Source organism: Lewinella cohaerens DSM 23179 (assembly GCF_000379805.1).
Classification (GTDB): Bacteria; Bacteroidota; Bacteroidia; order Chitinophagales; family Saprospiraceae; genus Lewinella; species Lewinella cohaerens.
Genome location: NZ_KB903554.1, coordinates 254,103 through 266,687, shown reverse-complemented (window position 1 = coordinate 266,687; position 12,585 = coordinate 254,103). Strand labels below are relative to the sequence as shown.

Annotated in this window: 12 protein-coding genes; 6 read left to right on the top strand and 6 right to left on the bottom strand. The window is 44.5% G+C overall.

Going from position 1 to position 12,585, the window contains the following annotated elements; translation table 11 throughout:
• Positions 1–11 precede the first annotated feature (11 nt).
• Both A3EU_RS0119025 and A3EU_RS0119020 read left to right on the top strand, forming a co-directional pair.
• Positions 12–374, top strand: coding sequence for a hypothetical protein (locus A3EU_RS0119025; protein WP_020537789.1), 363 nt, complete (start codon positions 12–14; stop codon positions 372–374).
• Between the two features lie 15 nt (positions 375–389).
• Positions 390–1,334, top strand: coding sequence for a universal stress protein (locus A3EU_RS0119020; RefSeq protein WP_020537788.1), 945 nt, complete (start codon positions 390–392; stop codon positions 1,332–1,334).
• Positions 1,335–1,449: 115 nt separating this feature from the next.
• Here A3EU_RS0119020 and A3EU_RS0119015 read toward each other — a convergent pair whose 3' ends face one another.
• Positions 1,450–2,121 carry a hypothetical protein gene (locus A3EU_RS0119015; RefSeq protein ID WP_020537787.1) on the bottom strand — a complete coding sequence of 224 codons (672 nt, stop codon included), beginning with the start codon at positions 2,119–2,121 and terminating at the stop codon, positions 1,450–1,452.
• Between the two features lie 199 nt (positions 2,122–2,320).
• Here A3EU_RS0119015 and A3EU_RS0119010 point away from each other — a divergent pair, with 199 nt between their 5' ends.
• Positions 2,321–2,764 carry a CBS domain-containing protein gene (locus A3EU_RS0119010; RefSeq protein ID WP_020537786.1) on the top strand — a complete coding sequence of 148 codons (444 nt, stop codon included), beginning with the start codon at positions 2,321–2,323 and terminating at the stop codon, positions 2,762–2,764.
• Between the two features lie 89 nt (positions 2,765–2,853).
• Here A3EU_RS0119010 and A3EU_RS0119005 read toward each other — a convergent pair whose 3' ends face one another.
• From A3EU_RS0119005 to A3EU_RS31075, 4 genes are all read right to left on the bottom strand, one after another.
• The gene (locus A3EU_RS0119005) at positions 2,854–3,591 is read right to left on the bottom strand and encodes a hypothetical protein (protein WP_020537785.1); all 738 of its coding nucleotides are present in this window, start codon (positions 3,589–3,591) and stop codon (positions 2,854–2,856) included.
• A 27-nt stretch (positions 3,592–3,618) separates the two neighbouring features.
• The gene (locus A3EU_RS0119000; RefSeq protein WP_020537784.1) at positions 3,619–4,425 is read right to left on the bottom strand and encodes a universal stress protein; all 807 of its coding nucleotides are present in this window, start codon (positions 4,423–4,425) and stop codon (positions 3,619–3,621) included.
• Positions 4,426–4,531: 106 nt separating this feature from the next.
• Positions 4,532–5,167 carry a hypothetical protein gene (locus A3EU_RS0118995; protein ID WP_020537783.1) on the bottom strand — a complete coding sequence of 212 codons (636 nt, stop codon included), beginning with the start codon at positions 5,165–5,167 and terminating at the stop codon, positions 4,532–4,534.
• A 137-nt stretch (positions 5,168–5,304) separates the two neighbouring features.
• A complete protein-coding gene (locus A3EU_RS31075; protein ID WP_020537782.1) occupies positions 5,305–6,321 on the bottom strand; it encodes a L,D-transpeptidase in 1,017 nt (338 codons plus the stop codon).
• 249 nt (positions 6,322–6,570) lie between these two features.
• Between A3EU_RS31075 and A3EU_RS0118985 the strand changes: the two genes are divergently transcribed.
• Both A3EU_RS0118985 and A3EU_RS0118980 read left to right on the top strand, forming a co-directional pair.
• Entirely contained in the window at positions 6,571–7,584 is a 1,014-nt protein-coding gene (locus tag A3EU_RS0118985) for a threonine aldolase family protein (RefSeq protein ID WP_020537781.1), read from the top strand.
• A gap of 429 nt (positions 7,585–8,013) precedes the next feature.
• Entirely contained in the window at positions 8,014–9,789 is a 1,776-nt protein-coding gene (locus A3EU_RS0118980; protein WP_020537780.1) for a S41 family peptidase, read from the top strand.
• Positions 9,790–9,810: 21 nt separating this feature from the next.
• Here the strand turns inward: A3EU_RS0118980 and A3EU_RS0118975 are convergent, their stop codons facing one another.
• On the bottom strand, positions 9,811–10,641 hold the full coding sequence (locus A3EU_RS0118975) for a universal stress protein (protein WP_020537779.1): 831 nt from the start codon (positions 10,639–10,641) through the stop codon (positions 9,811–9,813).
• Between the two features lie 177 nt (positions 10,642–10,818).
• Here A3EU_RS0118975 and A3EU_RS0118970 point away from each other — a divergent pair, with 177 nt between their 5' ends.
• Positions 10,819–12,540 (top strand): T9SS type A sorting domain-containing protein, encoded by a 1,722-nt coding sequence (locus tag A3EU_RS0118970; protein ID WP_020537778.1) that lies wholly within the window; start codon positions 10,819–10,821, stop codon positions 12,538–12,540.
• Positions 12,541–12,585 lie beyond the last annotated feature (45 nt).

Genomic DNA, 12,585 nt, shown 5'->3' with positions numbered 1-12,585 from the left:
AATCTTACGTTATGCTTATTCATTCTACCCGAACCGTTGGCGAATTACAGGGGGAGTTCCATGTGGTATTTCCTGGTCTAAAGATAAAGTTCTATCAAAAAGAACATCAGGATCATGAGGGTTCGCCTAAAAAGACGGAATACAAAGATAACCTTTCTCTGGGCGAGATCAGTCCTAATTTGTTAGATGGAGAAATGCAGTTGGATGCAGAAAAGCCAGTGGCCGACTTTGAGCAAGAAATGGAGACACGTTTTGGGCTACATATTCAGGTGTTTCGCCGTTCCAATGATTTGTGGCTCCAGACAACATCTACAGATGATTGGACATTAGGCGTGCAGAATAGGAAAGGTCTTCATTCAATACAGGCTATTTAAAAAAAAATATTAATCATGGAAGCAATAAAAGAAAAAGTAACCGGCTGGGAAACAGAAGGAATTCCGGCTTTAGAAGTCAAGCAGTTATTAATGGGCCTTGAAATGGGAGGCGCGGATGAAGCACTCCTACAGTATTTGGATTTTCTTTCGGAAATCATCCCTGTGAATGCTGGTTTTTTCCTTCATGTAGTGCCTGAGTTTGACCTTTTGACACCTATGTTCCGCAAAGAGGTAATGCCACTAAGTGGTGTGAATATACTTAAGGAAACCTTGGTCAATCGTATGGGAGGTGAAATTAGCAGACTCCTGACGAACGGCAGAATCAAGAGCGTAAAATACAAAGTAGACGAAGGTAGCCCGTTGGAGGAATTACTGATAGAAGCGGAGGCATTAACGCCAGATTTGGTGGTTATTGGTCAAAAACGTTTTGCTAATAGCCACGGCATATTAGCAAAAAATCTGGCCCGTAAGGTTACCTCTAATGCACTGGTTGTTCCCGAACAGGCAAGAAGAAGCCTACGTACTATTCTGGTCCCCGTTGATTTTTCAGCGTACTCTGCCCGTGCTTTAAAGGCTGCAGTTGCTATCAATAAGCGCTTGGCAGAACCAGCACGGATCTTAGCCCTCAATGTATATGAGATGCCTAATGTATCTGCTTATATGATGAGCAAAACCGAAACGGAATTTCGAAGAATGGTAGAGGAAGATCGCATGGCGGCCTTCGATGCGTTTATTGCGACTCACTTGTCTGAAGGGGAAGAAAATGTTGAGCAGCAATTGGTTGAAAAAGACCGGCCAGGTATTGCTCACTACGTCATGGATTATGCTAAAGAACAGGACGTCGACTTCATCGTCATGGGGGCTCGTGGTCACTCCAAAGTGGAGTTGTTACTCTTGGGAAGTGTTACGGAAAGCGTACTTGCTGGCAATAAGCACATCCCCACGCTAGTCGTGAAGTAAGGACGATAATTGCTGTTGAAGCAATTGATTAAAATAATTATATGCTGGTTATTGGGCGACGGTTCAGGTAGGAATACCAGGATTGTCGCCCACCTTGTTGAGGGAATAGGTAGTGCTATATCGAGGGGTCCATGCGTTCAAAGTAATCACAAACCTCAAAGATGAGCTTGCTATCCAGGAGTTTACGAAACTCCGCAATATTGGGTGAAATGAGGTAGCGGGTATGTTCTGGTGTTGAGACATCCTCGACAGGGGTGATGGCTTTTAGTTGCTCCAAATCCTCTGGAAGCTGGGTGGTCCAGAGGGTCAAATTTCCTTCTTTATCTTTACTGAGTATGCTCGTTTCCCAGTGCTTGTTTTCGAGTTTTCGATTGAGCACTTGGTGGCCTTTATAATATTTGAGTACCTGTTCAGGGCCAATTTGAAAGAGCGTGTCGGCAATAAAAAAAGAACCCGTAACGATTTCACCATCCAGGTATTCAATGGGAACAGGGAGATCCAATTCTTCAATATAAAGGTATTCACCATCAATATAAATGCCCTTTGTTTCTTTAATTTCATCTAGCGTGGATTCAAACTGAATGTGACGCTCCTTAATGATGGTCTTTTCTCCAATTCTAACGGTTGCGGAATCACCGGTACACAGGTAAATGCCTTGGTACGTTTTCTGAAAATGTGTGCTGGAAGGGACAACATCAGGCTGAGCTTCCGTAAAAACGACAGGAGGTTCACAGCTGAAAACGCCTAACAAAAGTAGCAGAAGAGCAAGAAGATCATGGATTTTCATGATAGCTGTTTTTTAGTAAGTAAATTATAGAGTAAGTTCTTTAAAAACAATGAGTTATGGTTTGATGAGTGTCAGGGTTGATATTGATTTTTGTCAGGGAGTGTAAAAGACGAATGAGCAAAATCATGGCTTTAGGTGATGATTATTAGGTTTTTGGAGCAGGCAAACCAATAATTTTATACTAACCAAATAAGGAATCATGGACACTAACCGCCGTTTAGGAGATATTATGACTACCAATGTCATCACTGTGCACCTGACCACGACGATGGATGTAGTGAGTGATATCTTCGAGAAAAAAAATATCCACCACTTGCCAGTTGTTGAAAAAGACGGTACGGTGGTTGGAATGATTAGCAAGTCGGATTATTACCAACTACAGGATTCGTTTACACTCTTTAAGCGAGCTGCCGCAGAACGAATCAACCAAGCTGTGTTTCGTTCATTATTGGCTAGCGAAGTAATGAGCAAGCAAGTTGCAGTACTGAATCCTGACGATAGTGTGTTGATGGCTGCCGGATATTTCCGAGAAAACCTTTTCCATGCTATTCCAATTGTCGATGAGAATCAGCGTATTTTAGGAATCGTCACCACTTATGATTTACTGACTTACGCTTTCCAGGGTGCTGCAATTGCTAACTGACGAATGCGATAAAAGCGCGCTAAAGATTAAGTTTATAATGATGAATAATTTTGAAGCCGTAGTACCCAGGTACTACGGCTTTCTTTATCTTAAAGTTGTAAAGAATCGGTTGGCAGGTAGCATCGTAAAACTGCTTTTAACCCGTCGTTCAATTGATCACAAGGCCATGTTAGACGTTCTTGGTATCCACTAGCCAAGGCAGTTTGGTAGTCGCCAATACATTGATAAACCTGGTTCATTGCAGCCTTGTGGGCATCTTCATCTACTTCGGGCGCAAACTGTGTCAGGTAATTCTCTGCTCGATTTTCATAATCAGCAAGATGGCAGACCATCTCGTCGAAGAGGCATTCTAACTCTTGCCATTCTAGTAATCCTAATTGAGGATCGTCGGTTGCTGCATGTACTTCTTGGAAAATAGCTTGCACCTCCCACCACAAGTCTAGAGGATAAAAATTCTGCCGATGAAACTCGCGAATGGTTTGAAATTCCCACAGGAACCGGTCGCTTAATTCCAGCAACTCGGAATAATCTTTCCTGGCTTCCGCCTTGCTCATTTCTTGAATCATGCCATCCAGAGTACCCGTAAGTAGATACGGATTGTAAGCAGTAATAGGGAAATCCAAAACTTCATCCCTGCTTTGCTGCCACTCTTGGGCTAAGTTTTCACGGGCTATTTTTACCGCCTCAGGTGATTGCTCTTCTGCGGCTAGCCAAAGTAGGGAAGCAGCTTGGTCGAGTTCGGGAAAAATAAACGGAGGAATAGTGGAATGTTCTTCCTGATTGAGGAAAAACAGACTGATCAATACAATGATAAGGAAGCGAGTCATCTGAACAAGGTTGAAGTGAAGGAAAGGTTATTCAGCATCCATCGGTAGAATCAACAAAGGGGTTTTGATTTTGAAAAGCTCTTCTTTGGCAACACTGGTTTTAAAGAGTCTTTCGTACCACTGCCGTTTGCGGTGGACCAGCACCAGGATGTCGGCCTCTTGTTGTACACTAAAATCGGTCAGTGCTTGAGGAATGGAGACACCTTGCGGAATGACGAAGCCTTTGCTACTGATGCCTTCTATTTGCAATGTGAAAGCTTCTGTCTCTTCTACAGAAGTGATTTTTTCGTTCGTATTTACAAAAATCAATTCAGCTTTTGCTTTACGAGCCAAGTTTATGATCGTCTGAAAGGCAGCCGCTTCAGTGACTTCAGAATCAACCCCCAGAATGATCTTCTGAACAGGGCGAAACTCGGCCTCTTCTGGTATGGTAAGTAAAGGCACCGGGCTACGGTCCATCAGGTAGGCGGTAACACTACCAATGGTGATGTCCTTGAGCGCCGTCAGGCCTTTGGTACCATTAACAATGAGGTCAAATTTATGGTGGCCGGCATAGTCAGGGATGAAGGTCTTCGGTTCACGGAAAACAATTTTTGCGGATACTTCCACATCCGGAGCGAGTGCCCTGACTTTGGGTAAGAGCTCCTTGAAATCGTTTTCTGCTTGTTCTTTAAAGATGTCATCCATTCTGATGAACATCGCTGAACGGCTAACGACATTCACACAATGCAGAAGTTGTAGCGTCCCTCCTCCCGTTTGTTGCATAAATCGTGCAGCCCATCCACATGCTTTGACGGAGGTATTGGAAAAATCGATAGGACAAAGGATATTCATTTATTTTGGTTTTATACCTCTCTAAGAGGTGTCAAACCAAAATTAAGCATAGCCTTGTGAAGGAGAAATGACCCCTGTTAGTAGAAGGAATGATTAATGTCAGGTGCTAAGGGAAGAAACGATTGATTCTACGCGCTATCCTACGCGCAATAACCTCGTGCTTTCGCCCCAGCTGTTTAGGTGATCCAGTACTCCATAAAGGTATACCTGAATCACCATCAAATAAGCCAGCGGAAACAAATGTTTCACCAGTGTCTTGCCAAATGTTGTTATCATCTTGTGGTGCGCCGGGGTTGTCATTGGTTCCTGATGTTCTGGTAACGTTGGCAGGGGAATCTCGTATGGATATTCTCAAAACGGCATCTACATTCAGTAAGTTAGCGAGTGTAGCAGTAGGTAGTTCCCAGCTTTCTTTCAAAGATATTCCCTTTATATCCAACAATGCATTTGTTTCAGAAAGCGACTGTAATGTTAAAGAAGTGGGATAGTGGGCGTCTAGCTGATCAGCTAGTTCGTGGTAAACTGTTGATTGCAAGTTACTACTAATGGAGGTCTGAATTGCAAGTTGCTGTGACAAGGAATAGTCAAAGGGTAGATGCTTTAGCCCTACAACTTCACAGGGGACAATGGCAATACTTAGCTTTTCTTTATCCGTATTGAGTTGAGATTTTTGTGCAATGCTACAGCTGGTTAGCTTCAGAAGAAGAAAAGAGAGCAGGAATAGGGTAGAAAATGATTTCATGTCGTAGCGCGTTTAGGTTTAAAGAATAACAATTGTGTAATTGGGTTGGTTCGTGAGGGGAGTCCATTGCTATTATTACCGTGATAAACCTGTTAATTGGCCGTTTCAGCCCCGTAAACTTTCTTTTGGCAATACCTTTACCGACAATCACAAATAGAGAGGGCATCCAGTTGTTTTGAAGGGAATAAGTCTGCCTTGGCAAGCGGTCGCTTAGTGCGATAACCAGGATAAATATCAGGAAGCTGAATAGTATTCCCATCAGTGCCGGGAACTTCTAGGTCATAGCGAAACCGAACTTTTGTACCTAATGGCGCATAATAATAGACTCGCCACATAGGTCCTTCTGCCATGCCTATACACCCGTTTGAATAAGCCTTGCCAAGAGTGACGGGGTTAGTAGTGGGGTGGATGAGCTGCCCATAACGCTGCCCATTAATAGCCGGTTCAATCCAGGGCACCAATGGTAGGGCAGTTCGAATGCCATCATCCCGCTGAGTGCTGGTGTAAGGGTGATTGTTGGATGGATTAATAAAGGATGGTTTTCGATTAACACGCACAATGGTACCCTCGCCAGCATGTGTGCGTAAATCTACTTTGCGGCCAGCCATGGCCAAATACTTACTTCGATTTTGGCCCACCCTTACCGGAAAAGTATAGTAGATACTATCTTCCACCATGATTCGTAACCGAAACTCAGGAATGTTCACATCAATTATCGTTTGTGACCGCAACGGAAGGGCTTTTTGATAATCGGCTTCATTGGGCAAAAACAAGGTGTCTCCAAGCGCTAAAATTGTCATTGATCCAGCATCGAGGACAACATTTCCAGCTTCTTTTTGTCGGTAGTAGTCAGTATTCTCAAGCGTATCAATGATCCATGAATTATGTTGAACTAAAAGGTATTCGTCCAAAGGAAAAGGGACCATGGTATCCAGAACAGGAATGGTCTTGTCCAAAAAGTTGAAATAGTCTTTGAGGTGTACGTTTTGTTCCAGCACATAGTGCTTTTTCTCAATAGGAGGAATAACTGCTGTTGCACTGGTATCAATGGGGAATTCTCCAACCTCGGGGGCACTACAAGTGGAGAAAGTTAGGGCTATTAACCCAAGAAGGAGAAAGCGAAATACATATCGCTGATGTTTCTGGTAAGTCATGATCGGGATAACCTTGGTTAGATTATTAAGATCAGCTATTCGGAGTGTTTGTTAGCTGATGTTTCTGTAGGGTAGGGCATGATTTTTATCAAATGTATGATTGCATTGGTACGATTAGCTTGTGGCTAAATGAAGCTCCCCCAACAAAAGGCACAAAATGAACCACACGTTCCTAATATCTTTCTGGGTGCGGTGGCAATATGTTGTAAATATTAACTTATTTAGCTTTTAGAAAAAAAACAATCCAACATGATAAACCTAATAAGCGATACCGTCACCAAGCCCTCCCAGGCCATGCTGGCCGCAATGATGGCGGCCGAAGTAGGGGATGATGTATTTGGTCAAGACCCCACTGTCAATGAATTGGAAGCCTATACTGCTGCGCTTTTTGGTAAAGAAAAGGCCCTTTTTTGCCCTTCAGGGACAATGACCAACCAGATCGCGATCAAGACACATACCCAACCCTTGGACGAGGTGATTTGCGACTATACCAGCCACGTGTACCAATATGAAACAGGCGGCTACGCCTTTCATTCAGGCGTAAGCATGAACCTACTCCAAGGCACCAACGGGAAGATTACTGCCGACCAAATAGCTGCTGCCATAAAACCCGATTACGATTGGTTGCCGGTATCTCGCTTAGTCGTAATCGAAAACACTTGCAACAAGGGCGGCGGCAGTATTTACCAATTGCCAGAAATTCAACCCATTAGGGCGCTTTGTTCTGAAAAGGGATTGGCACTGCATCTTGATGGCGCCCGCCTTTTTAATGCGTTGGTAGAAACTGGGGAGTCTCCCTCTGATTGGGGCGCGGCCTTTGATAGTGTTTCTATTTGCCTAAGCAAGGGCCTGGGCGCTCCCGTCGGTTCGTTGCTATTGGGGGAGGCAGCTTTCATCAAGAAAGCCCGCCGTCTGCGCAAAGTTATGGGCGGAGGAATGCGCCAGGCGGGTTACCTCGCTGCTGCTGGCCTTTACGCACTGAAAAACAATGTGGATCGACTGGCCATCGACAATGAGCGCGCTCGTAAGATTGGAGCAATTTTGGCAACCAAAGACTATGTGGAAACCGTCAGACCCGTTCAATCTAACATTGTCATTTTTGACCTTGCCGGAGAGACTACAGCTGCTGATTTTCTGGAAAAGCTGGAAGAAAAAGGAATATTGGGTGTTGCTTTCGGCCCTCAAACCATTCGACTCACTTTTCATTTGGATGTGACGGAAGAAATGATAAATAGGGTAGAGGATACCTTGGAGAATTGGTAGATTGAACAAAAGCGGGAGGGGCCTCCCACGCTTTCGCGTGGGCGCTACGTTGCGTAGCTCGCTGTTCGCTCGGCCCCCAGTAGAACCTGGGGGCTGGCCCTTGCAGGGCCACTACTGCACATCGCTAGTGGATCACCCTGTAAGTTTCGTTATGCTAAGTCGCCGATTTTTCGTGCTTGGGCGAGGAGCTAAAACCGGAGTGTAGCCATAGCTACATGAGGATTTCAGGGACGAAGCACACGTGCAAAAAAGCAAGACTTGGGTGTAACAGAATTTACGGGGTGGTCTACTAGGCCGGAGATATGCTGTAAAATGTAGTTGTTATATAGCTGTTAAACGGATTCAATGGGGCATCCTGTAGTCGTATTTTCTATAGCTTCATGCTTGTAAAGTACTTGATCTCTTTCATCCAGACTATAAATATTTACAATGCTGAAGTTAAAAATACTCCTTGCTTTTTTTGCTCCCCTAATACTTGGTTTCACCGCTTGCCGTATGGAGAAATCGCCAGCTTTGGTTGGCGAAAAAGGGGATGATTCAAATGAAATCATTAATGAAGCAGCCAAGTTGTCTATCTCAAAGGTGCTTCGGGAAAATGGTGACCTGCCTGTGGAAGAAAGAGTCGCGCTCTATCTCCGCTTGAGAAAAGAAAGCCCCGATGCTTATAATTTCGAAAACGAGGATGAAATGACGATGTATGGCTACTCCTTGCTTTGGAGTGGAGAAAACGAAGAAGCACTTGCCATTTTTAAACTAATCGTATCGCAATTTCCCGATTCTTCAAATCCTTATGACAGCTTGGGCGAGGCGTATATGGTATTAGGAAATACGGAACAAGCCATTGCCAATTATGAAAAATCATTGGAGCTCAACCCTGATAACTTCAATGCGGAGGATCAGATCGAGCTGATGAAGCACCCGGAAAAAGCACTCGAAAAACCTACAGACAAATTTGCCAAGGTTTTTACCGCTAAGAAGTACCGAGAAGATTTGGATCAACTGGGGAACAAACTACTTGAAGTACATCCAAACGCACTGAAGTTTATTACGAAAGAAGACTTCTGGAAGGTTGTTGAAGAGAAAAAATCACTGGTTACAGATCAAACAACCTATGCCGAATTCAACTGGCATTGCACTGAAATAATTGCCAACCTCAATTGCTCACATACCTCCATGGGGCGTTTTAATCAGGAAAATGAAATGCTACCCCTCTCGCTGAGGTTTCCGATTCAAGTACGATGGGTCAATGATCAACTGTTTGTTATTGATCCTCTAAATAATGAAGAAAATGTAGCTGTTAAAGATGAAATATTGAGTATAAACGGATTGCCCGTCGCCGAAATCATCAGTGATATTTATAAACATATCTCGTCTCAGGGGTACGTGGAAACAACAAAAAAACATGCGTTTAATACCTGGGCCACAGGGATGATTCCTTTCGCACTTGGTTTTCCTGAAACCTACGAAGTCGGCGTGAATGGAAAAGTAGCTCCTATCGTCTTGAATAAAGCAGAAAGCTACCAAAACCTATACCGCGATCCATCTATCGCATCTTGTGGGGAACCTTTATGTTTGGAGTTTTTGGAGGACAATAAAACAGCTATCCTGACGGTTTCGTCGTTCAATTTTTACCCTTGGAACAACCTCAACGTATTTGAAGAATATATGGACAATAGTTTCATCGAAATCGAGGAAAAAGGAGTAGAAAACCTCATTGTCGATGTTCGATTTAATGGAGGAGGTTCGCAAGAGTCTAGTATCTATTTGCTCAGATATCTAGTCGATCAACCTTTTACCTATTCTTCTATTGCTGGATATGAAGGAAAAAAAGAGCTAAGTGAGACACAAAAACCGAAGGCTCCCTTTGAAAATGCTTTTAAGGGGCAATGCTACTTTTTGATCGATGGAAACGGAAATTCTACCACTGGCCACTTCATGTCTATGGTCAAGGTCTTGAACCTGGGGGTTATCGTAGGCGAAGAATTGGGCTCTAATCAATTTTGTTCTGCCGGACAAACGGTCTGTAGGCTTTCAAATACAAAATTGCAATACTATGTAGCCAACAACACGCATGTAACGACAGCGACCTCGCTTCCTGATGAAACCGGAATTTTACCAGACCATTATGTTACACAGGGTATTGATGATTACTTGAACAAGGTAGATCGCGTCAAGCAATTCACCATTGGACTTATTAACGAATAAGCTAGCCTAGATGTACTCCTCCTAGGGAAAATCAATACTCAAAACGGGTACGTCTGCGTGATTAACAACCATCTCTACGGTGTTGCCTCTGAAAATGCGTTTCAGTGGCCCCCGTGGGTGGTTGGCAATAGCGATAAGGTCCATACGCTGCTCTTGGGTAAAGTGACGTATACCTGCTTCCACCGAAATGTCATCATAGTAGTGCGTATGGCAGGCATAACCTTCGGCGATGTCCGCAAAATCCTGGAGTGCTTCCTGCATGACAATCTGCGGCGGATTGAAGATACCGGAAGTGTGAATACTCAATAAATGAACCTCTTTGATATTGAGTATAGACGTGAGGTCTAAAAAATGACGAAATGCTACTTGGTCTTCTGGGAGTAAGCCTGTAGCAAAGACCGCTTTTTCCAAACGCAGTTCAGGCAATGGCTCTTTGATGATCAAAACATTGGTATGAATTTTTCGGATGACCTTTTGGGCATTGGAGCCTATCAGCCATTCCCGTTTTCCTGATGCACCATGTGAGCCCATCACCACAAAGTCAAACTTGGTTTGTGCCATTAAATTTTGAATATTTTCCAGAAAGTCTCCATAACTGAGGTGTGTTTCGATAGCTACTTTGCGGGCGCGGCCATTTTTTTTCAAGGTCTCTAGCTGCTCCTCTGCGGCAGAGGAAATGGCATGTTGATAAGGGGCGTAGGTTTCATGATCAAACTCGTTGGGAATAAATGCTGTAGTACCACTGTTGTGAAACAAGTGTAGCTCAGCCTTCAATGCTTTGGCCAATAGGCAAGCGGCATCAAAAGCATAATTCGCAACATTAGAGAAATCGGTAGGGCACAAGATTTTCATAAACAAGGATTGAGTAGAGGATAGCACAAAAATAAATTGAACCTTCTCTTTGTTTCAAAAATAAGCCGCAACATCTCCTGTGATGGTGATTTTTGTCACCAACTAAAATGGGAATTATCAGTCTTTACTCAATTATTTGACGCGAAGCCTTATTTTTGTCGAAGAACGAAAGCGACCATGAACACTATACCGTTTTTTACCATCATTGGCATCATTTGGGCCATGCTGTCTGGGAATATCGTCAATGCCCAGGATATGCCCCTTGCTGTTCAGACAGAGGATTTCCTTTTGAATTGTTATGGTGAAACCAATGGTGAGTTAAATTGGACCGTTTCAGGCGGAGAGGCTCCTTACAGTTATGAATGGTCGCGGGTTTCTAATCCTTTCGTTTTTGCAGCAGGGTCACAGTTGGAAGAAGGCCCTTTCGGACCCGTCACAGGTGGACTAGAGGCCAATAATTATGTCCTTAAAATAACAGATGCCGCTGGTGTAATGGTGACGGAAATGGCGAGCATTATAGCACCCCCGCCGATTTTGGTGACCGATATTTCAGTAGAATACCTCACTTGTGCGACAGTTTGTGATGGTCAAATTTTTATGGAAGTGGGCGGAGGCACTGGTGAATTGACGGTCAGCTGGGCCGATAGCCCGATCACGAGCCCGAATCGCTCTGAACTCTGTACTGGCGATTACCTCTTTTTTTTAGAAGACGAACAAGGCTGTAGCCAAAAAGGGGTTGTGGGAATTGAAGGTCCACCATCATTGGCCTTACAGACCAATACCGTACTTCCCTCTTGCAGCGGCGCTGCCAATGGGAGTATCCTACTCGAAATTGAAGGCGGAGTGGGCGAATATCAATACGAATGGGCTGCAGGAGGCAACGGGGCCTCTCAGGTAAATGCGACTGCCGGTAATTATCCTGTTACCATTTCAGATGAAAACAACTGTCTGTTGGATACTGTCGTCACATTGCCGGATGGCCCTGACATGTTAGCTAACTTACAGATCGGTTATGGCTGTGGCGATGGCCAGGTATTGGTAGCGACACAGCCCATTAATGGCACGGCGCCTTTTGATTATGAATGGTCCACAGGCACGGCTAGCCCCTACTTGTTGGGGATGTCAGCAGGGATGCATTCACTTACCCTCACCGATAGCGACGGCTGTGAAGCGATCAAAGATTTTACAATCAATTACGTTCCACCTTTGAGCATTTCGGCTTCAATAGCTGATGTAAGTTGTTTCGGTGCGCAAGATGGTGCCGTAAGCTTGCAGGTCAATGGCGGCCAGCCACCATTTGCCTTGTCGTGGAGCAATGGCGCAGATGGAATGGCTGTCGATAACCTTGCAGGTGGAGAGTATACCTATGTTCTTTCTGCCTCCGGTTGTGGGCAGGCACGTTCAGTTATTATCAATGAGCCGCAACCGCTCAGCGCTAGTTTCTATTTCGATCTGCAGACGGACAATCTACTGAGTGCTTTTACGCAAGTGCAGGGCGGCACTCCTCCTTACCAATACCTGTGGAGCAATGGCGTCAGCAACCCCGAGGTTTTTAACCTTATACCAGGTACGACCTATTCTCTGACCGTCACTGATGCGACCAATTGCTCCAGGATATGGGAAGTTGAACCAGCGCTTACAGGCACAGAGGGTGCCTTGACAACAAATGTGCAGGTCTTCCCTAATCCACACAGCAACCAATTTACGGTTCAGCTTCCTAATGAAGCCAGCAATGCCAGTTGCCGATTACTAAACCTTGCGGGGCAAGAGGTGCTGGCTTGGAAAAACTTGCAAAGCTCCTCTGCCTTGATCAACACTACATTTTTGCCTTCGGGTTGGTATGTATTGGAGCTTCAATGGGGAAATCAGCTGCAGCAATTGCGAGTGGTCAAGCGGTAGTACTTCATGTTTAATCCAATGGGCAGTATTGTTTTGGGGCCATGC